We start from the raw sequence: 19,593 nt of genomic DNA, 5'->3' as shown, positions 1-19,593 counted from the left end.
CCCAACAGAGCACCTAGCCTTTAGCCTCCGAGAGCCTTTTACCTTCTTCAATATTCGCGCGCGCACGCTCAATCTCGGCGACAGCGCCTTGCGCATGAGCTTCGCCATTTAACGCTTCCCGCGGGTAGAGGGAAATTAGCTGCTTGGCTCGCTCAGTTAGGTCGGTTAGTGCAACGCCCTGCTGATCTACCGCTGAAAGAACCCCGATTAAAGCGATTTCAAGTGCTCGTTCACGTTCTGTAGACATCGATATCCCCTTGATCCGGCTCCATGCCGGGCCGAACACAAATACCGCACTCATCCTAATCAAGCCACCGATAACTTTTTCTCGATTCTTTTTTCAAGCCTGGCTGAAAGGTCGTTGGCCCGCGCAATCGCGAGTTCGTATGTGTCGCAGCCATTTTCTTCGAACCACGACCAATGAGTTGTGACGGCCTTTCTTACTCGTCTCGCCATGTTGGCTGAAGCAGGGATTTTTCGTGATAAGAGCAAGTAGTTTCTCACGGTCAGAGAACAACGATCAGCAAAGCGAAAAAGGTCCTTTGAGTCTGAACTAAGGTTGATTCTCCAAACTGACTGGCATCGCAAAAGAAGATCCTTTACCTCCAGCTGGGCCTCACTAAGTTCATCCAGTGATTTTTGGAAATCAGCGTCAATCGGCTCAGAAAGCTCGATCGGCGGCTGCTCTGAACCTTGCGCCTGAGCAGCTGCGAACTCCGCAATTGCCCACATTCCGACAATGGAATCTTTATAACGATGAAGAGATATTACGAGGTTGCGGGCCAACTCTAAATCCGCCACCGCATTAACCTGATGCTTCCATGAATTGATACTGGCCGCGGCAACGCAAACAGCCACAATAGTCGCAAGAGCGCCAAGTATTTCAAATAAATCATGGATGTTATCAACAACAAAAAAATCCGTTTTTATTGGAATCTGAGCCCAAACAGCTCCGCATCCGAATAGCAGAAAGCACCCAAGCCAAACCACCCAGTCACGCGTCATAACCCACTCCCCTGTAGATCCCGGAACTATACCGGTGAGGATCCCCTATGTCCGCACAACAGAAGAAACACCAGTTCATCCATGGCCAGCCAAGCATGGGCCTGCCGTTCGAAAAAGAACTGGTGGTGGACCTGTTCGCCGGCGGCGGCGGCGCCAGCACCGGCATCGCCGGGGCGTATCGGGAGCCGGACGTGGCGGTAAACCACAACCCCATCGCCCTGGCTGTGCACCGCGCCAACCACCTGAAGACGGCACACTATGTTGCCGATGTGTACGAGGTTGATCCGCGGGAAGCAACCGGCGGCCAGCCAGTGGCGATCATCTGGGCATCACCTGATTGCCGCCATCACAGCAAGGCGAAAGGCGGAGCGCCGCGTGACCGAGGCGTTCGCGGGCTGGCATGGGTGGTGATTCGTTGGCTGTTCATCACCAAGTCGCGACTTCTGTTCTTGGAGAACGTCGAAGAGTTCTGCGACTGGGGGCCGATCGACGACGAAGGTCAGCCAATCAAGGCAGAGCGCGGGCGCACCTTCAGGGCGTTTATCTCAGCGATCAGCACGGGCCTTGCTGACGATCACCCGGACATGCCGGAGATCATGCAGGCCATTGGCGAATTCGTGCCGATGGAGGCGCTGGTTCGAGGCCTTGGCTACAACGTCGAGTGGCGCGAGCGCATTGCGGCCAACGCCGGCACCCCGACCATCAGGAAGTGCCTGTACCTGGTAGCACGCAGCGATGGCCAGCCAATCGTCTGGCCCGCGCCTAAACGCCACAAGACGCCGACCGCCAAACAACAACCTTGGCGCACCGCCGCGGAGTGCATCGACTGGAACAACTTGGGCCGCACCATCTTTCGCGCCAAGCCGATGGCTGTGAACACCATGCGCCGCGTGGCCAAGGGCTGCTGGAGACATGTGCTGACCAGCGCGAAGCCGTTCATCGTGCCAATGCGCGGAACTTCGGAATCACACACCAGCACCCACGGCACGGACCAAGCACTCTCCACCATCAGCGCCGGCGGTACTCATCACGCACTGGTGCAGCCGGTAGCAGCGCCATTCCTCACCGAGTGCGCCAACGGCTCAGCGCAGCGTAACTTCAGCGCGGTCGAACCGTTGCGCACGCAAGTTGCCCAGGTCAAGGGCGGGCACTTCGCGTTGGCCGCGGCGAACATGGTGACGCTGCGAAAAGGATCGGTCGGAGCTGAGGTAACAGAGCCGCTCAACGTGGTGGCTACCAGCACCGGGCACCATGCGGTATCTGCAGCGTTCTTCGAACAGGCGAATGGCGGCTACTACAGAGGCGATGGCCGTTCGGCCTACGACCCCATATCCACCATCTGCCAATCCGGTGCCAATCAGCGACTGGTCAACGCCTACTTGGTGAAGTACTACGGCAACGAAAAGGACGGAATCTCGCTCACCGAGCCAATGCACACGCTGCCAACGAAAGACCGAGTAGCACTGGTTGAGGTGGTGCAGGTACCGGACACGCTCACCCCGGAGCAGATGGAAGGCGCCCGCCGTTGTGCTGCATTCATGCACTCGTATCTGCCGGAGCATTTCAAAGACCCGGCGCAGATGGTCATGGTCGGTGGCTATGTGCTGGTCGACATCACCCTGCGCATGCTGCAACCGCCTGAGTTGAAGGCTGCGCAGGGCTTCGACAAGGACTACATCATCGATCGCGGGTTGTTCGTTGACCCGGTCACCGGTGCCGAAGAGTGGCGCGACATCAACAAGACGGACCAGGTCCGGCTGATCGGCAACAGCGTCTGCCCTGACGAAGCCGAAGCACTGGTCGCGGCCAATGCTGCTGACATCATCAAGCTTTACCAACACCTAGCAGCTTAAGTAAATCAATACTGAAAGATTAATTTAGGAAAGGAAGCTTTCTCACATAATAGTTATACCCATAACCCTCTTCATCATAACTTGCAGCACTAAATTTTTGCGAGTTAGACGCGCCGCTTCTTGTCTTGTACTCAACGACAACTTCAAAGTCCTCCCACTCATGAAGACCGTCAAATCGTACAGAACAAGAGGCTCCGGTTATGAGTGGGTCAGCGATTCTTTCACCATTATCGGTCGCAAATAACTTTATGATTACTGACTCACAATATTCGCCGGTATTATTTATATTCAGGCTGACATAGAACTCCCCTTCGCTCCATCCACTGTCACTAACGTCTAGATGCAAAATAGGCTCTAGTGTCCTTTCGTAATTCAGCAGATTGGCTTTTTGTGCCGCAACCATTTCGCACTGCTGAACAACGGAATTATTTAGCTCTTGAGCTTGTAACCTGAGAGCATCAGTTCCTTGGCGAAGCTCTATACCTTGCTGAAAAAAACCCAAAACAAGCCAGAGGATTGCTAGAGGGCCAAAAGCGCCAGCTAGAAAATCTCCGACCTCGTTCAGCCCCATAGATCGAAGCGTTTGAATTCGGTCACCAATTAACCACCAAGCAAAAACCGCGTAGAGAACAGTAAGAACAATCCCAATTATCGCAAGCACCCTGCCCATAAAAACCACCTTCCTTATGACCTGCTTCCGACTCTACTGTGCCGAAGCATTGAGGTATCCCCATGTCCCGAGAAAACCATTCGGCCGAGCCCGGCTTTGACCTGAACACGCCAGATGGCGGACGGAGTTACATCGCCAACCTGTTCAAGACTGTACTCAAGCGTCACGACTACCGCCAGTACATCGCTGAGCGGTTGGCCGGCGACTTCGCATGCACGCTGGCCCAGCACTTCGAACGCATCACCGCCGAGCGTGACGCCCTGCAGCTGCGCCTGCACGCAGCGGATCAGCTGATCGACGATTTCTCAAAGGCTTGCGAGTGGAGCCAAGACGACGATAGCGGTATCTGGAACAGCGCCTGTGGCACCACCTGGTCATTCCACGATGACGGTCCGGTAGAGAACGGCATGAATTTCTGCCACTGCTGCGGGATGAGGTTGGTTGTCGACGAAGCTGAAGCCGCGGCCGAGCCGATTGATGACTGGCACATGAACCCGTGCAAACAAGGGCATCGCGATGTCGGTGCAGATGGCGGCGTTGCGCACTGCTACCAGTGCGGCGAGAAGATCGAAGCGGCCACTACTCAAGAAGCTTTCGAACGCTGGAACTCGACGCACCCAGCGGCAGAATCAGCCGAATCCTGACAGGAGTACATCTGTACTCCTCCCGCAAAAACCTTACTCCCTCCCCCTTCAAAGTCAGCCGCTATAGCGGCAAAGAACAGGTAATGCCCATGGAAAACCAAATCGCTGAGCCGGCGCCGAGCCTGGCAACCGGTCACGACCTAGACGCCGCGACGTGGGCCGACTTCGTAGAACGCCTTCGTCATGACTGCAACGGTGCCGGAGTTAAATGGCACCACACAGCGGCCGCGCTGTTCACCGTGCAGACCAAGCGCATCGACTACGGATTCGACATCGACTTCGCCGAAGGGCGGGTGGTTTGCCACTAAGATCGCTCATGGTTCAGCCCAAAGGAATATTGGGACGACCTGGATGATGATGAGCGCGGGGAATTGAACGACCAGCTCATGGCAGATCGGGAATGCCGCTTCCTCGAACTCGATGAAGATGATCAATGGGAAGCCCTCAGCGACTTGGAAGACCATACCGTCACCGGCTGGCACCAGCGCTGGGAGATCGTGAATAGCCATTTCACCAAGGATGCCGCCGAGGCGTTCATCCGACGCAAGAATCATGACTACGGCGAAATGCGCGTCTGCGTCGAATCCCAGTATTACGCCTGGGAGTTCGAGGCCATCAAGGCTGCGATCCTAGATGGCACTCTGACCCACATTCCAAAGCTGCCCGAATGAAGCGTTCCAATCTCAGCGGCTTACTCAGTACTCGACGCCTTGTTCTGTTTGCCAAACAGATATCCCATAGCTAACGTAATGATAGGAACAAATACGTTCCAAGCTTCTTTCAAAATATTCATGCAGTTTTCCCCTTGATGATAATATAAATCAACACCGAAAAGAAAAAACAGCACCCCTGAGGCTAACCTCACCACCCTAGTAATAACATACCAGACAACAGAGTCTTTCGCTTCGTCGCCTTTTCCTATTACAGCTGAAAATGGTGACATCAAAACTGATGACACCCAAGATCGCTTACTTGGACGCTCGTTCTTTTCTACAGTGTCCACTCTATTAGCCGGTCGCGATTTAACGTCTATTGAATCAACGTGATCGACTTTATCTTCGCTATTCATCGGCATCCCCTTCAACCCGATCATCGGTATCCGGCTGAGATGCAAATGTATAGGTCAACACCCTGCTATTGTTTTTCCTAGTAGCTATTATAAAAGAAACGAATAATGCCTCGCCATTAAACAAGCCAACTCTCATAAACTCGTTAGTTTTACCGCGACCGGAAGTAGAGTTTTCAAAAGTGTAGTTTTTTACACTGACCAGCAAAGTTTTATCCTTGCCTTTAATATATAAACCTGGACCACTTTCATCAACCACAAACTCAAATGTAAAGTTAAGCCCACCAAACTCTATAGCAATCTCTTTTATCCCTGCTGGTATAACAACCACTCCAGAGCAGACAACCGTGTAGTCACCAACTTTTACTTTATGCTCGATCATTTATGTCTTCCAACTTTCGATCTACTGCTTCTCAAATTCGGCAGTGCTTGGATGTTAAGAAAGACACCCAGCATAAACTATCCCAGATTGAAATTCTCGCCAAAATCACAACCACTTCCCACACCGCCTGAGCCGCTACAAGCGGCATGGAGACAGCTATGTCCAATCGAAGCGCGGCCCAGGTCGCGCCCATCATCCCGCGCTTCATTCGCGCCGGCGAGGCATACGGCTACCTCGGCATGTGCCGGGATGAATTCAACAAAACGGTCAGGCCGAACGTTCGGGAATTCCCGATCGGGAAACAGGGCATCGGCTTCGATCGGCTGGAGCTCGACCAGTGGGCAGACGCCTATGTCGAGTCCATGGCAATTGAAAAAGCGGTCAATCAGGACAACAATCAGCCCCGCAGTGGGCGCCAAGGAGTCAATAAATGGCGCGAAAAACAATCTCCGGCCTCTATGAGAGGAACGGGATTTGGCACATCGACAAAGTCGTCCGAGGTCAGCGACTTCAAGAAAGCACTGGATCAAGCGAAAGGGAAGAAGCCGAGCAGTACTTGATCCACCGTCTGGAAAAGCTCAGACAGGAGAAAGTCTACGGAGTACGCCAGGTGCGAACCTGGCGCGAGGCAGCTACCCGGTTCCTGGTGGAATTCAAGGATCAGGCATCCATCAGCTTGTCCGCATCGCACATTGAACAGCTGGACCCGTACATCGGTGATCTGCCGATCACTCATATAGATGACGGAACCTTGGCTGCATTTAAGCGAGACCGGCAGCAACCTACAACAACAAAGAGTGGGAAGGTAAAGCCAGGCGTGTCGAACCGGACCGTGAACATCGCATTACAGCGTGTCGTTCGGATCTTGAACCTGTGCCACAGGAAGTGGCGAGATGCGGAGAAGCGGCCGTGGCTGGATAGCGTGCCGATGATCTCGATGCTGGAAGAAAAGAAGTCGAGCAGAAAGCCCTACCCAATGTCGTGGGCAGAGCAGTCGACGCTATTCTCTGAGATCCCTGATCACCTATTGAGGATGTCGCTTTACAAGGTGAATACAGGCTCACGGGAGCAGGAAGTCTGCAAGCTGCAATGGGATTGGGAGATTCGGGTTCCGGAGCTGGATACGAGTGTGTTCTTGATTCCGGCTGACTTCGGCGGGAGGAATGAAAAGTCCGGCGTGAAGAACGGTGACGAGAGACTGGTGGTGCTGAACAAGGTGGCGATGTCGGTCATCGATGGACAGCGCGGTCTGCACCCGACCTACGTCTTCCCGTACGGGCAGACGGACGAGCGTGGACCAACCGCGATGCACCGGATGAATGACACAGCGTGGAAGAAGGCCAGGGTGAGAGCGGCGGCAAAGTGGGAAGCGGAACACAAATCACCGGCTCACCCCGGGTTCAGATCGATCAGAGTTCACGACCTCAAGCACACCTTTGGCAGAAGGCTTCGTGCGGCGGGCGTGACGCTGGAGGATCGGAAGGCGCTCTTGGGGCACAAGAATGGCAGTGTTACGAGCCACTATTCTACAGCAGAGCTTGAGCAGCTGATTACAGAGGCAAACAAAGTGTCAGCCACCGATTCGCGGGGACCGGCACTGACCATCCTGAGGAGGAAAACCGCATGAACCCCCGCAAAAGTCCCTACGCATGAAAAAGGCCAATGCGCGAACATTGGCCTAAGTCATTGAAAAATATGGTCGGGACGGAGTGATTCGAACACTCGACCCCTAGCACCCCATGCTAGTGCGCTACCGGACTGCGCTACGCCCCGACTAGGCGTGAAACTCGTTCCTCTTCTCGAAGAACGCTCAAGAATATATCGCAAGCTTTTGAAAACTGGAAGTATTCAAATGCAGGAAATTATTTCTTGAGGACAACCAACACATCTTCCAACTCAGCAATCATCTGCCGAATCATCTGTTTGTATTGGGTGGTGTCGTCTTTGGCTTCATCGCCGGACAAACGCAAGCGCGCGCCGCCGATGGTGAACCCTTGATCATAAAGAAGCGCGCGGATCTGCCGGATCATCAGCACGTCTTGTCGCTGATAATACCGGCGGTTTCCGCGGCGTTTGACGGGGTTGAGTTGAGGAAACTCCTGCTCCCAATAGCGCAGCACGTGCGGTTTTACCGCACACAGCTCGCTGACTTCACCAATGGTGAAGTAGCGTTTGCCTGGGATGACGGGTAGCTCGTCGTTATGACTTGGTTCCAGCATAAGCCTCAACTCGGGCCTTCAACTTCTGCCCTGGACGAAAGGTGACCACACGGCGAGCCGTGATCGGGATTTCTTCACCCGTTTTCGGATTGCGGCCAGGCCGCTGGCGTTTGTCCCGAAGGTCGAAATTGCCGAAACCGGACAATTTGACTTGTTCGTTGTCTTCAAGAGCGTGCCTGATTTCTTCAAAAAACAGTTCGACCAATTCCTTGGCCTCCCGTTTATTCAGGCCCAGCTCTTCATACAGACGTTCCGCCATCTCAGCTTTCGTCAGAGCCCCCATACGTCACTTCCTTAACGTGGCGTTCAACCTTTGTTCGAGCGAGGTGAGGATGTTTTGCGTCGTGGTATTCACCTCATCGTCATTAAGAGTGCGCGATGGATGCTGCCAGGTCAAGCCGACTGCAAGGCTTTTTCTATCAGGATCAATGCCTTTACCCTGATACACGTCAAATAGCCTGAGGTCTGTGAGCCATTCGCCTGCATTTTCACGGATTACATCCAGTACGGCACTGGCCGCAACGTCTGTGGACGCAATCAGTGCCAGGTCACGACGCACTTCAGGAAAGCGTGATAACTCCTGGAATTTTGGCATTTTTCCCAATGCCACTTCGGCCAGAACCAGCTCGAAGACGAAAACCGGACGGTCGAGACCGAGGGTTTTTGACAATTCAGGGTGGATAGCGCCGACGAACCCAACCAGGCGACCTTCTCGTTCGATGCGCGCGGTTTGACCCGGGTGCAACGCAGGGTGTTTGCCCGGCACGAAAGTGAACGAATCCAGTGCACCGGCAAAGCCCAGCACCGCTTCCACGTCGGCTTTGACGTCGAAGAAATCCACGACATCGCGACCCTGAGCCCAGCCTTCCGGCAGACGGCTACCGCAAACAACACCCGCAATCATCGGCTCTTGCTTCAGGCCTTCCAGCTGACCAACGAAGCGCAGGCCGCTTTCGAACAAGCGGACGCGATCCTGTTGACGGTTCAGGTTGTGCTGAAGCGCCTTGACCAGACCGGGCCACAAGGACGAGCGCATGGCCGCCATGTCATTCGAGATCGGGTTGGCCAGCAGCAGCGGCTCGACACCCGGATTAAACAACTCGAATTGTTTCGGATCGATGAAACTGTAGGTGATCGCTTCCTGATAACCACGCGCCACCAGCAGGCGACGCAGTTCAGGCAGATCGCTGCGCGCTTCGGCTTTGGCTTGCGGTGCCAGGCGAGCTTGCGGGTAGCGAACCGGCAGACGGTTGTAGCCGTACAGACGGGCCAGCTCTTCGATCAGATCGACTTCCAGGCTGATGTCGAAGCGGTGGCTTGGCACTTCAACGCGCCACTGCCCTGCTCCATCTGCAGCAATCTTCAGGCCCAGGCCGCTGAGCAGACGCTCGACTTCGGCCGACTCCATTTCCATGCCCAGCATCTGAGTGATGCGCTGCGCACGCAGGGTGACCGGAGCAATCTTCGGCAGGTGCTGTTCGCTGACGGTTTCGATGATCGGGCCAGCTTCGCCGCCAGTGATTTCCAACAGCAGGCCAGTGGCGCGCTCCATGGCTTCGCGGGCCAATTGCCAATCCACGCCACGCTCGTAGCGGTGCGAAGCATCAGTGTGCAGGCCGTAAGAACGAGCCTTGCCAGCGACGGCAATCTGATCGAAGAACGCACTTTCCAGGAATACATCACGCGTGGTCGCGGTGTTGACGCCACTGTGCTCGCCCCCCATGACGCCGGCGATGGCCAAGGCGCGGGTATGGTCGGCAATCACCAGCGTATCGCTACGCAGGCTGACTTCCTGGCCGTCGAGCAGTACCAGCTTCTCGCCTTCTTCGGCCATGCGCACGCGGATGCCGCCATTGATTTCAGCGAGATCGAACGCGTGCAGCGGCTGACCCAGCTCAAGCATCACGTAGTTGGTGATGTCCACGGCAGCGTCGATGCTGCGCACGTCGCCACGACGCAAGCGCTCGACCATCCACAGCGGCGTAGGCTTGGACAGATCGACGTTACGGATCACACGACCCAGGTAACGCGGGCAAGCGGCTGGCGCCAGTACTTCGATCGAGCGCACTTCGTCATGCACGGCGGGCACGACAGCCACCACCGGACGGGTGACTTCAGCGTCATACAGCGCGCCGACTTCACGGGCCAGACCGGCCAGGGACAGGCAATCGCCGCGGTTCGGGGTCAGGTCAACCTCGATGCTGGCATCGTCCAGGCTCAGGTACTCGCGAATATCCAGACCGACCGGCGCATCCGCCGGCAATTCCATCAGGCCATCGTTGCCTTCGCCGACTTGCAGCTCGGCTTGCGAGCACAGCATGCCGTTGGATTCAACGCCACGCAGCTTGGCTTTCTTGATTTTGAAGTCGCCTGGCAGTTCGGCACCGATCATGGCGAACGGGATCTTCAGGCCAGGGCGCACGTTTGGCGCTCCGCACACAACCTGGAAGGTTTCCGAGCCATTGCTGACCTGGCAAACGCGCAACTTGTCGGCGTCCGGGTGCTGCTCGGTGCTCAGCACCTCACCCACGACCACGCCACTGAATTCACCGGCGGCCAGCGTAACGCTATCGACCTCAAGACCGGCCATCGACAGACGGGCAACCAGCTCGTCGCGACTTACCTGCGGGCTTACCCAGCCACGCAGCCATTGTTCACTGAATTTCATCCTGCTCTCCTAAGAATTCGTTACGACTAGCGAAATTGCGCGAGGAACCGCAAGTCGTTGTCGAAGAACAGACGCAAGTCATTCACGCCGTAACGCAGCATGGCCAGACGCTCAACGCCCATGCCGAAGGCAAAGCCCGAAAACTCTTCCGGGTCGATTCCGGACATGCGCAGCACGTTCGGGTGAACCATCCCGCAGCCCATGACTTCCAGCCAGCCCGTCTGTTTGCAGACGCGGCAGCCTTTGCCGCTGCACATCACGCATTCCATGTCGACTTCAGCGGACGGCTCGGTGAACGGGAAGTACGAAGGACGGAAACGCACGGCCAGCTCTTTTTCGAAGAACACGCGCAGGAACTCTTCGATGGTCCCTTTGAGGTCGGCGAAGTTGATGTCGCGGTCGACCAGCAGGCCTTCGACCTGGTGGAACATCGGCGAGTGGGTGATATCGGAGTCGCTACGGTACACACGGCCTGGGCAGACGATGCGGATCGGTGGTTGTTTCGATTCCATGGTGCGGACCTGTACCGGCGAGGTATGGGTGCGCAGCAACATGTTGGCATTGAAATAGAAAGTGTCATGCATCGACCGGGCCGGGTGATGGCCTGGGATGTTGAGCGCTTCGAAGTTGTGGTAGTCGTCTTCGACCTCAGGACCTTCGGCGATGCCGTAGCCGATGTGGGTGAAGAACTGTTCGATACGTTCCAGAGTACGAGTAACCGGATGCAGACCACCCGAGGTCTGGCCGCGGCCAGGCAGGGTCACGTCAATGGACTCGGCAGACAGTTTGGCGGCCAGATCGGCCTCTTCAAACAGCGCCTTGCGGGCATTGAGAACCTCTGTGACACGCTCCTTGGCAACGTTGATTAGGGCGCCGACTTGCGGACGCTCTTCTGCCGGCAAATTCCCCAGGGTCTTCATCACCTGAGTCAATTCACCCTTCTTGCCAAGGTAGTGAACCCGGATTTGCTCCAGGGCATTGATATCTTCAGCGCTTTGCACAGCCTCTAGTGCTTGAGAGACGAGCGCGTCCAGGTTTTCCATGTACAGACTCCAGATACAAAATAGGGGAAGAGCTTGAAGGCTCTTCCCCTATTTATGACGTTTAACACCTGGTCCCACAGAGGTGAGACCGGGTGACTGTCGGGGGTACTTAAGCCAAGGTGGCTTTAGCTTTCTCGACAATCGCAGCAAACGCCGCTTTTTCGTTCACTGCCAGATCAGCCAGAACCTTACGGTCGATCTCGATGGACGCTTTTTTCAGGCCGGCGATGAAACGGCTGTAGGACAGACCGTTGATACGTGCACCAGCGTTGATACGAGCGATCCACAGAGCGCGGAACTGACGTTTTTTCTGACGACGGTCACGGTAGGCGTATTGGCCTGCCTTGATTACCGCTTGCTTGGCAACACGGAATACGCGCGAGCGAGCGCCGTAGTAGCCTTTAGCAAGTTTCAGAATTTTTTTGTGACGTTTACGGGCAATGACGCCACGCTTTACACGAGCCATGAGTTACTTCCTCTATTCTTGACTAAAATTAACGAAGGCGCAGCATGCGCTCGACTTTTGCCACGTCAGACGGATGCAGCAAGCTGCTACCGCGCAGTTGACGCTTACGCTTGGTCGACATTTTAGTCAGGATGTGGCTCTTGAAAGCGTGCTTGTGCTTGATACCGTTAGCAGTTTTCAGAAACCGCTTAGCAGCACCACTTTTCGTTTTCATTTTTGGCATGTTCGGATACTCCGCATTCAGTTGATAAACATAATCAGAAGGCCTGCCGTGCCCTGATGATTACTTCTTCTTTTTCGGGGCGATGACCATGATCAGCTGGCGTCCTTCCATCTTAGGATGCTGTTCGACCGAACCGTACTCAAGCAAGTCACCTTCAACTCGCTTGAGGAGTTCCATCCCCAGCTCCTGGTGGGCCATCTCACGGCCGCGGAATCGCAAGGATACCTTGGCCCTGTCCCCATCACTCAGGAAACGTACCAGGTTGCGCAGTTTTACCTGGTAATCCCCTTCCTCCGTCCCTGGACGAAACTTGATTTCTTTAACCTGAATCTGCTTCTGGTTTTTCTTGGCCGCGGCAATCTGCTTCTTCTTCTCGAAGATCGATTTGCCGTAGTCCATCAGTTTGCAAACAGGGGGTACTGCATCGGCGGAAATTTCCACCAAATCCAGTTTGGCCTCTTCAGCCTTAAGAAGCGCGTCTTCAATTGACACAATCCCAAGCTGTTCACCTTCAGCCCCAATTAACCGAACCTCGCGTGCCGAGATATTCTCGTTGATCGGGGCTTTCGGTGCAGCTCGTTTATCTTGTCTCATTTCACGCTTAATAGTAATTACTCCGAATCTGGGCGACCACGCCGGGAAACCGCTTGCGCGAGAAACTCAGCGAACTGGGCGACGGGCATCGAGCCCAGGTCAGCACCTTCACGAGTACGCACAGCGACAGTCTGCATCTCGACTTCCCGATCTCCGATAACCAAGAGATAAGGAACCTTGAGCAAAGTATGCTCGCGGATTTTAAAGCCGATCTTTTCATTTCTCAAGTCAGACTTGGCACGAAATCCGCTTTCGTTGAGGGTTTTTTCGACCTCGGCGGCAAAATCGGCCTGTTTGTCAGTGATATTCATGATCACTGCCTGGGTCGGAGCCAGCCACGCAGGGAATGCACCCTCGTAGTGCTCGATCAGGATTCCGACGAAACGTTCGAAGGATCCGAGGATCGCCCGGTGCAACATCACCGGGTGCTTTCGACTGTTGTCTTCGGAGACGTATTCGGCTCCCAGACGGACAGGCAGGTTAAAATCGAGCTGAAGGGTACCACACTGCCAGACACGGCCGAGGCAATCTTTCAGCGAGAACTCGATCTTCGGACCGTAGAACGCACCTTCGCCCGGCTGCAAATCATAGGGCAAGCCAGCGCTATCAAGGGCTGCAGCCAATGCAGCTTCGGCGCGATCCCACAGCTCGTCGGAACCAACACGTTTTTCCGGACGAGTGGACAGCTTCATTTCGACGTCTTTAAAGCCGAAGTCGGCATAAACATCCATGGTCAGCTTGATGAAAGCGGCGGATTCGGCCTGCATCTGCTCTTCAGTGCAGAAGATGTGGGCGTCGTCCTGAGTGAATGCACGCACACGCATGATGCCGTGCAGCGCACCCGATGGCTCGTTACGGTGGCAAGCACCGAATTCGGCCAGACGCATCGGCAACTCGCGGTAGCTCTTCAGGCCCTGATTGAACACTTGCACATGGCAAGGGCAGTTCATCGGCTTGATCGCATAGTCGCGGTTTTCCGACTGCGTGGTGAACATGTTGTCGGCGTAGTTGGCCCAGTGCCCGGATTTCTCCCACAGGCTGCGGTCAACGACTTGTGGAGTTTTGATCTCCAGATAGCCGTTGTCGCGCTGAACCTTGCGCATGTACTGCTCGAGCACTTGATACAAAGTCCAGCCGTTCGGGTGCCAGAACACCATGCCCGGCGACTCTTCCTGGGTATGAAACAGGCCCAGGCGCTTGCCGATCTTGCGGTGATCGCGCTTTTCAGCTTCTTCGATGCGCTGGATGTAAGCCGCCAGCTGCTTCTTGTCCGCCCAAGCGGTGCCGTAAACGCGCTGCAACTGCTCGTTCTTGGCATCGCCACGCCAGTAGGCGCCGGACAACTTGGTCAACTTGAAGGATTTCAGGAAGCGCGTATTCGGCACGTGCGGGCCGCGGCACATGTCGACGTATTCTTCGTGATAGTACAGGCCCATGGCCTGCTCGTTCGGCATGTCCTCGACCAGGCGCAGCTTGTAGTCTTCGCCACGAGCCTTGAACACTTCGATCACTTCGGCGCGCGGAGTGACTTTCTTGATCACGTCGTAATCTTTCTCGATCAGCTGCTGCATGCGCTGCTCGATGGCTGCCAGGTCGTCCGGAGTGAAAGGACGTTCGAAGGCGATGTCGTAATAGAAGCCTTCGTCGATGACCGGACCGATGACCATCTTGGCGGTCGGGTACAGCTGCTTGACCGCGTGGCCAACCAGGTGGGCGCAAGAGTGGCGAATGATCTCCAGCCCCTCTTCATCCTTTGGCGTAATGATTTGCAGCGTGGAATCGCTGTCGATGATGTCGCTGGCGTCGACCAGCTTGCCATTGACCTTGCCGGCCACGGTGGCCTTGGCCAGACCTGCACCAATGGATGCGGCGACCTCGGCTACGGAAACCGGGTGATCGAATGAACGTTGACTGCCGTCGGGAAGAGTAATAGTTGGCATGGCGCCTCCTCTCCTAGTGGTGACCCCTACCAAAGGTCACGTGGGTTGGGATGAGCCAGTACAAGATCCGATCCAGGCCATTCAATGACGAACGCCTGCCTTACAGCGGCAGGAGCCTTGCGGCCAACCGGAAAACCGAACCAGAGTGACTGGGATTCAAATCAGGGTTATTCGCGCCGTTGCCGCCACCGGGACTGAAGGTCATCCGGAGCCCGCAAAAGCCCGAGCGAGGCATGCTAGCACAGATGAACGGTCATCGATGCAACGAGGCTTATGCCGGGGCAAATCTCGCAATTTATGCCAGAGTGCTGAACTTGAACCCCGCTTTACCCCTCAGATAACAAGACATTGACCCACAAGGAGCATCCCAGCATGCGTCTTAATCGTTTGTTCGCAGTAGTCGCCCCCATCGTTCTGTTGCTGCCACTGGCTGCCCACGCCGATTGGCCCAAGGGCGAGCGCGAAAAATACATGACTCAATGCACAGAGGCTGCGACTCCACAGATCGGTGCGGCCGCAGCGAAGGCCCACTGCGCTTGCGGTGCTGATGCGATCAAATCGTATCCGGCTGGCGATATCCAGGCATTGATGGACAATAAGGCCAGCCCGGAATTGCAGCAGAAAGCTCTGGGTCAGATAGCCAAATGCAAGGCCAATACACCGGCGAAGAAGTGACAAAAAAGTCCTTTTGACTCGGCTTATCGCTGATAAAAACCGCTGCATTTGAGCTTTTTCGTACAATTTATGCAGGTTTTACAGGTTTTTTTATCGTCTTTACTTTCGGCTGAAAGCCTTGTAAAACGGGGCTTTCAGCTACATCAAGCAGCAAACGGAACGCGACTGCACGGCAAACAGCACGTCCGGGGGGCTCCCAAAGCGAACATTTCGACTATGATACCCCGGTGTGCCCAGTTGGCCTGAGCAGCACAGCACTACTGAAAATATATGTTTCTTGGAGATACACCATGTCTAATCGCCAAACCGGCACCGTTAAATGGTTCAACGATGAAAAAGGCTTCGGCTTCATCACTCCTCAAGGTGGCGGTGACGACCTGTTCGTACACTTCAAAGCTATCGAAAGCGACGGTTTCAAAAGCCTGAAAGAAGGCCAAACCGTTTCCTTCGTGGCTGAGAAAGGCCAAAAGGGTATGCAAGCTGCACAAGTCCGCGCTGAGTAATTTTCAGCCGCACTAAAAAAACCCCGTCCATGTGACGGGGTTTTTTATGGGTGAAGCAAAAGCCTGAAGCGATCAGCCGCAGTTGACGCGGGTGACCACCCGGCTGGCATCGGTGTTGAGGTTCAGACGATCGGAGCGGTATTCCAGCGTCACCATATCGTTAGGCGACAGGAACCGTGCGTTCTGTGCGCCTGCGCGGGTACGCGCCTGCTCCAACAGTGCGGGCGAAGCCGGTTTGCCGATGGCGAATTCGGCTGCCTTTGCCTCACAACGGCTGTGACCTGTGTCAGACGTCGCTACAGGGTCTGCCGCCGACTCGGAGGACGTGCTACTGCAACCAGCCAGCAAAGTGACGGCGAACAAAGTACCCAATGACGCGAGCTTCCAAGGCATGAAGCCTCCTTTTTTCCAATAGTTAAGCTGAGATCTTGCGACCGCCAATCCGGCATTTGGTTTCAAGGTGAGTGCCATCACTCTGCCCTGGAACCGCACGAGCGGCGAGTTTGCCTGAGCATCGCCGCGCCGTTCATCACTCAATCGTGACTGAATATGAACAGCCCTCAATAGACGTCGATGTAATCATACGGCGGGTTCGGCCAGTTCTCTTTCAGCGCATTGAAGATCTGCATGACCCAGACCTCATCGCTTGCTGCGACCAAGCCTACGTAACCGGAGCCCTTGGCCCACGTCTCCAGCCGAAACAATAGTCCGTTGATATCGGTGCCGCCCACAACACCCGATGAAATATAGGCAACGCCAGCCTTGGTCACCCGCAGTTGCGTATGCTCGTCATCACTGGCAGAAGCCAGTAACTGGTGCACCGCCTTGAGGGTCAAGCCGTCGGGCGTGTTCAAATCGATCTGCACAGCACGGTCCTTGAAAATTCGTCAAAGACCAAGTGTCGCATAGCCCTCCTCTCATGCCTAAGTCGGAGTGCCAAACGCCGCGCAAAATGGTTAACTCGACACTCAGACTTTCCCGACTTCACGAGCGCCATCATGTCCACCATAAGCATCGACGCCAACATCACCGTCAAGTGGCCGCAGGGTCACAGCTCTTACAGCCCGGGCAGCCCGGAAGAGTTCGCAATCATTGGCATCGATCTATTGGTCAAGGAACTGGGAACTGAAGCGGCCAGGAAATTCATCGCGCAGATATTCGAAAAGTACCCCGCCGGCTATATGGGCTTGACAGAGAACGAGCGGGCGTAAAACCCGCAGGCTGGCACCTGCGGGTGTGAAACTTACTTCAGACGAGCCAGACGCTGGGTCAGCAAATCGAAGAATCCCTGGGCGTCGCCGCTTTCTACCCAGAATGCATTCTTCGGCGCTTTCAGGCCGTCATACCAGTCGACGATGGTTTGGCCGAAGGTCGGGCCTTCGCGGCTATCAACGACCACATTGACCGAGCGACCGGTGAACAATTCAGGCTTGAGCAGGTAGGCGATGACGGTGGCGTCATGCACCGGGCCACCTGGAATGCCGTAGTGTTCCATGTCGCCTTTGACGTACTCATTGAGAATGTCGCCCACCAGCTTGCTGGCGTTGTTGTTGATCGCTGCGATCTGCTTCAGGCGCGCCTCACTGGTGAGGATCTTGTGGGTCACGTCCAGCGGCAGATAGGTCAGCTTCACGCCGCTCTTGAGCACCACTTCCGCAGCCTGCGGGTCGGCGAACAGGTTGAACTCGGCCACCGGGGTGATGTTGCCGCCGTTGAAATGCGCCCCCCCCATGATCACCACTTCCTTGATGCCCTGAACGATTTCAGGTTCCTGGATCAGCGCCAGGGCCAGGTTGGTCTGTGGACCGAGCATGGCGATGGTGATGCTGTGAGGCTTGGCGGCCTTCAAAGTGTCGATCAGGTACTCGACCGCATTGCCTTCGGCCAGGCCTTTCTTCGGCTCGTGCACGGTGACGCCCGACAAGCCCTCCTTGCCATGGATGTTCTCGGCATAAATCGGTGTGCGCATCAACGGTTTCGGTGCGCCTGCGTAGACCGGCACCTCCTCGCGCCCCGCCCACTCACGGGCCAGTCGCGCATTTCGCGAAGTCTTGTCCAGTCGCACGTTGCCCGCGACGGTGGTCAGCGCACGGATATTCAATTCTTCCGGCGACGCCAACGCAAACAGCAAAGCGACGACGTCGTCGGCACCCGGGTCGGTGTCGATGATCAAATCGATCTTTTCCGCAGCCTGGGCGCTTGTTGCAGTAATCAGGGACAAAAGCAGCAAACTCCGGAGCAGGTGGTGCAGTTTCTGAGCATAGCGGTGCATATCGCACTCCTTGTGCGTGGGGAAACAGATTGTGTACAGCGGGTCAGAAGGTCACCCCCGAGACCAGCACGATGTTGCAGTACGGCGCACATTCGCCGGTACGGACAATCGCTCGCGCCTGTCGACTGAGGACTTTGAATTGTTCATGGCTGAGCAGCTCACGCTGGCCCAGCGCGCCCTTGGCATTCAGCTCATCCAGAGAGCTCAAGGCGGGTGGTTGTTTGTCCAGAATTTCCTCGGCCAGCACATGGCGCTCAACCTGCATTTCGCTGAGCACGACGTTCAAGGTGCTGACGAAATCCGGAATACCCTGGGTCAGGGCCAGGTCGATCAGTTCGACGCCCGGCGGTACGGGCAGGCCGGCATCGCCGATCACGACCATGTCGCCGTGACCCAAGGAAGCGATCAGCCGAGACAGCGCGACGTTGAGCAAAGGTGTCTTTTTCATGGTGCTTTGTACGCCTGTACTTCGGACAAGGTGGGAATCGAGGGTTGCGCGCCGGCACGGGTGACTGAAAGCGCCGCGGCTACCTGGCCGAAACGGATCGCTTCAGCTTCGGTTTTGCCGGACGCCAGCGCGGCAGCAAAACCGCCGACGAAGGTATCGCCGGCCGCCGTGGTATCGACAGCCTTCACCGTCGGTGCCGGGAAATGTTCGAAGCCTGTACCGTTGGCGAACATTGACCCTTGAGCACCCAGGGTGATGATGACCTTACCGGCACCCAGTGCGATCAATCGGGTTGCGGCGGTTTCGGCGGACGCAAGGGAGTCAACCGGCAAACCGCTCAGCGCCGAGGCCTCGCTTTCATTGGGAATCAGGTAATCGATGGACGCATACCAATCTGCTGGCAGCGGACGACTGGCCGGCGCCGGGTTGAGGATCACGATTTTGCCCAGCTCACGGCCGCGCTTGAGGGCGTGACCCACCGTGGCATCCGGCACTTCCAGCTGACAAATAATCACGTCCGCCGCCTGCAACACGGCATCGAACCGGTCGATCACCTGTGGCGTCAGCGCACCATTGGCACCGGCGACGATCACGATTGCGTTCTGGCTGTTGTCATCGACCACAATCAATGCCACGCCGCTGGAACCCTCGACAGTGCTGACGGCCTGGCAGTCGATCTGCTCGACCATCAGAGCCCCGCGCAGTTCTTCACCGTAAGCATCGCTGCCGACACAACCGACCATCGACACCTGCGCTCCCAGCCGCGCCGCAGCGACCGCCTGGTTCGCGCCCTTGCCGCCGGAAACCGTGGCAAACGACTGCCCGATCAGCGTCTCACCGCCACGGGGCAGCCGTGGAGCCCGGGTCACCAGGTCCATGTTCAGGCTGCCTATCACCACTACTTTTGCTGGCATACATCACT

At 56.0% G+C, this 19,593-nt stretch carries 27 protein-coding genes and 1 tRNA gene; 9 read left to right on the top strand and 19 right to left on the bottom strand.

Features of this window, described 5'->3' with window-relative positions; translation table 11 throughout:
* Nucleotides 1–13 precede the first annotated feature (13 nt).
* A complete protein-coding gene (locus BLU63_RS22965) occupies nt 14–247 on the bottom strand; it encodes a hypothetical protein (RefSeq protein ID WP_144443485.1) in 234 nt (77 codons plus the stop codon).
* Between the two features lie 59 nt (nt 248–306).
* On the bottom strand, nt 307–1,005 hold the full coding sequence (locus tag BLU63_RS22960; RefSeq protein ID WP_083376308.1) for a hypothetical protein: 699 nt from the start codon (nt 1,003–1,005) through the stop codon (nt 307–309).
* Between the two features lie 47 nt (nt 1,006–1,052).
* Here BLU63_RS22960 and BLU63_RS22955 point away from each other — a divergent pair, with 47 nt between their 5' ends.
* A complete protein-coding gene (locus BLU63_RS22955) occupies nt 1,053–2,858 on the top strand; it encodes a DNA cytosine methyltransferase (protein ID WP_083376307.1) in 1,806 nt (601 codons plus the stop codon).
* Nucleotides 2,859–2,877: 19 nt separating this feature from the next.
* On the opposite strand, the gene BLU63_RS22950 is transcribed toward BLU63_RS22955, so the two are convergent.
* A complete protein-coding gene (locus BLU63_RS22950; protein WP_083376306.1) occupies nt 2,878–3,528 on the bottom strand; it encodes a hypothetical protein in 651 nt (216 codons plus the stop codon).
* A 62-nt stretch (nt 3,529–3,590) separates the two neighbouring features.
* Here BLU63_RS22950 and BLU63_RS22945 point away from each other — a divergent pair, with 62 nt between their 5' ends.
* The 3 genes from BLU63_RS22945 (at nt 3,591) to BLU63_RS33395 (ending at nt 4,843) form a co-directional block, all read left to right on the top strand.
* The gene (locus BLU63_RS22945) at nt 3,591–4,172 is read left to right on the top strand and encodes a BAR domain-containing protein (RefSeq protein WP_083376305.1); all 582 of its coding nucleotides are present in this window, start codon (nt 3,591–3,593) and stop codon (nt 4,170–4,172) included.
* A gap of 89 nt (nt 4,173–4,261) precedes the next feature.
* A complete protein-coding gene (locus tag BLU63_RS33400) occupies nt 4,262–4,480 on the top strand; it encodes a hypothetical protein (protein ID WP_231990908.1) in 219 nt (72 codons plus the stop codon).
* 63 nt (nt 4,481–4,543) lie between these two features.
* Entirely contained in the window at nt 4,544–4,843 is a 300-nt protein-coding gene (locus BLU63_RS33395) for a hypothetical protein (protein ID WP_231990907.1), read from the top strand.
* 20 nt (nt 4,844–4,863) lie between these two features.
* Here the strand turns inward: BLU63_RS33395 and BLU63_RS32850 are convergent, their stop codons facing one another.
* Entirely contained in the window at nt 4,864–5,241 is a 378-nt protein-coding gene (locus BLU63_RS32850) for a hypothetical protein (protein ID WP_144443486.1), read from the bottom strand.
* Entirely contained in the window at nt 5,234–5,620 is a 387-nt protein-coding gene (locus BLU63_RS22935; protein WP_083376304.1) for a DUF6864 domain-containing function, read from the bottom strand. The genes BLU63_RS32850 and BLU63_RS22935 overlap by 8 nt, the downstream gene beginning before the upstream one ends.
* A gap of 158 nt (nt 5,621–5,778) precedes the next feature.
* Between BLU63_RS22935 and BLU63_RS33390 the strand changes: the two genes are divergently transcribed.
* Entirely contained in the window at nt 5,779–6,180 is a 402-nt protein-coding gene (locus BLU63_RS33390; protein ID WP_231990906.1) for a hypothetical protein, read from the top strand.
* Entirely contained in the window at nt 6,066–7,247 is a 1,182-nt protein-coding gene (locus BLU63_RS22930) for a tyrosine-type recombinase/integrase (protein WP_231990968.1), read from the top strand. The genes BLU63_RS33390 and BLU63_RS22930 overlap by 115 nt, the downstream gene beginning before the upstream one ends.
* A 69-nt stretch (nt 7,248–7,316) precedes the next feature.
* Here BLU63_RS22930 and BLU63_RS22925 read toward each other — a convergent pair.
* The 9 genes from BLU63_RS22925 to thrS all read right to left on the bottom strand — a co-directional run bounded on the left by BLU63_RS22925 (nt 7,317) and on the right by thrS (nt 14,773).
* Nucleotides 7,317–7,393 (bottom strand) — tRNA-Pro (locus BLU63_RS22925).
* An 89-nt stretch (nt 7,394–7,482) separates the two neighbouring features.
* A complete protein-coding gene (locus tag BLU63_RS22920; protein ID WP_003179985.1) occupies nt 7,483–7,839 on the bottom strand; it encodes a MerR family transcriptional regulator in 357 nt (118 codons plus the stop codon).
* Nucleotides 7,820–8,122, bottom strand: a complete 303-nt coding sequence (gene ihfA / locus BLU63_RS22915; RefSeq protein WP_002553164.1) for an integration host factor subunit alpha — start codon at nt 8,120–8,122, stop codon at nt 7,820–7,822. The genes BLU63_RS22920 and ihfA overlap by 20 nt, the downstream gene beginning before the upstream one ends.
* A gap of 3 nt (nt 8,123–8,125) precedes the next feature.
* Complete coding sequence (gene pheT / locus BLU63_RS22910) at nt 8,126–10,507, bottom strand: phenylalanine--tRNA ligase subunit beta (RefSeq protein ID WP_083376302.1); 2,382 nt, start codon at nt 10,505–10,507, stop codon at nt 8,126–8,128.
* A 26-nt stretch (nt 10,508–10,533) separates the two neighbouring features.
* A complete protein-coding gene (gene pheS / locus BLU63_RS22905; RefSeq protein ID WP_007905876.1) occupies nt 10,534–11,550 on the bottom strand; it encodes a phenylalanine--tRNA ligase subunit alpha in 1,017 nt (338 codons plus the stop codon).
* Nucleotides 11,551–11,659: 109 nt separating this feature from the next.
* On the bottom strand, nt 11,660–12,016 hold the full coding sequence (rplT, locus tag BLU63_RS22900) for a 50S ribosomal protein L20 (protein ID WP_007905879.1): 357 nt from the start codon (nt 12,014–12,016) through the stop codon (nt 11,660–11,662).
* A gap of 28 nt (nt 12,017–12,044) precedes the next feature.
* Nucleotides 12,045–12,239, bottom strand: coding sequence for a 50S ribosomal protein L35 (gene rpmI / locus BLU63_RS22895; protein WP_002553160.1), 195 nt, complete (start codon nt 12,237–12,239; stop codon nt 12,045–12,047).
* A gap of 60 nt (nt 12,240–12,299) precedes the next feature.
* Entirely contained in the window at nt 12,300–12,851 is a 552-nt protein-coding gene (gene infC / locus BLU63_RS22890; RefSeq protein WP_169857083.1) for a translation initiation factor IF-3, read from the bottom strand.
* On the bottom strand, nt 12,851–14,773 hold the full coding sequence (thrS, locus tag BLU63_RS22885; RefSeq protein WP_010455934.1) for a threonine--tRNA ligase: 1,923 nt from the start codon (nt 14,771–14,773) through the stop codon (nt 12,851–12,853). The genes infC and thrS overlap by 1 nt, the downstream gene beginning before the upstream one ends.
* A 372-nt stretch (nt 14,774–15,145) precedes the next feature.
* Between thrS and BLU63_RS22880 the strand changes: the two genes are divergently transcribed.
* The gene (locus BLU63_RS22880; protein WP_083376301.1) at nt 15,146–15,448 is read left to right on the top strand and encodes a hypothetical protein; all 303 of its coding nucleotides are present in this window, start codon (nt 15,146–15,148) and stop codon (nt 15,446–15,448) included.
* 290 nt (nt 15,449–15,738) lie between these two features.
* Entirely contained in the window at nt 15,739–15,951 is a 213-nt protein-coding gene (locus BLU63_RS22875; RefSeq protein ID WP_007905882.1) for a cold-shock protein, read from the top strand.
* Between the two features lie 72 nt (nt 15,952–16,023).
* On the opposite strand, the gene BLU63_RS22870 is transcribed toward BLU63_RS22875, so the two are convergent.
* Together BLU63_RS22870 and BLU63_RS22865 are read right to left on the bottom strand one after the other, a co-directional pair.
* Nucleotides 16,024–16,344, bottom strand: coding sequence for an I78 family peptidase inhibitor (locus tag BLU63_RS22870; RefSeq protein WP_077748043.1), 321 nt, complete (start codon nt 16,342–16,344; stop codon nt 16,024–16,026).
* A 167-nt stretch (nt 16,345–16,511) separates the two neighbouring features.
* Nucleotides 16,512–16,817 carry a hypothetical protein gene (locus BLU63_RS22865; RefSeq protein WP_010455941.1) on the bottom strand — a complete coding sequence of 102 codons (306 nt, stop codon included), beginning with the start codon at nt 16,815–16,817 and terminating at the stop codon, nt 16,512–16,514.
* A 132-nt stretch (nt 16,818–16,949) separates the two neighbouring features.
* On the opposite strand from BLU63_RS22865, the gene BLU63_RS22860 reads away from it, so the two are divergent.
* Entirely contained in the window at nt 16,950–17,162 is a 213-nt protein-coding gene (locus BLU63_RS22860) for a hypothetical protein (RefSeq protein WP_010455943.1), read from the top strand.
* A 32-nt stretch (nt 17,163–17,194) separates the two neighbouring features.
* Here the strand turns inward: BLU63_RS22860 and BLU63_RS22855 are convergent, their stop codons facing one another.
* Genes BLU63_RS22855 through rbsK form a run of 3 tightly spaced genes read right to left on the bottom strand, consistent with a single transcriptional unit; the run spans nt 17,195 to nt 19,585 of the window.
* The gene (locus BLU63_RS22855) at nt 17,195–18,223 is read right to left on the bottom strand and encodes a nucleoside hydrolase (protein ID WP_010455945.1); all 1,029 of its coding nucleotides are present in this window, start codon (nt 18,221–18,223) and stop codon (nt 17,195–17,197) included.
* 43 nt (nt 18,224–18,266) lie between these two features.
* The gene (gene rbsD / locus BLU63_RS22850; RefSeq protein ID WP_077748040.1) at nt 18,267–18,671 is read right to left on the bottom strand and encodes a D-ribose pyranase; all 405 of its coding nucleotides are present in this window, start codon (nt 18,669–18,671) and stop codon (nt 18,267–18,269) included.
* Nucleotides 18,668–19,585 carry a ribokinase gene (rbsK, locus tag BLU63_RS22845; RefSeq protein ID WP_010455949.1) on the bottom strand — a complete coding sequence of 306 codons (918 nt, stop codon included), beginning with the start codon at nt 19,583–19,585 and terminating at the stop codon, nt 18,668–18,670. The genes rbsD and rbsK overlap by 4 nt, the downstream gene beginning before the upstream one ends.
* Nucleotides 19,586–19,593 lie beyond the last annotated feature (8 nt).

Origin of the sequence: Pseudomonas mandelii (assembly GCF_900106065.1) — a bacterium.
GTDB classification, from domain to species: Bacteria; Pseudomonadota; Gammaproteobacteria; order Pseudomonadales; family Pseudomonadaceae; genus Aquipseudomonas; species Aquipseudomonas mandelii.
The sequence above is the reverse complement of the archived record's forward strand: the minus strand, read 5'-3'. Positions and strand labels throughout refer to the sequence as shown.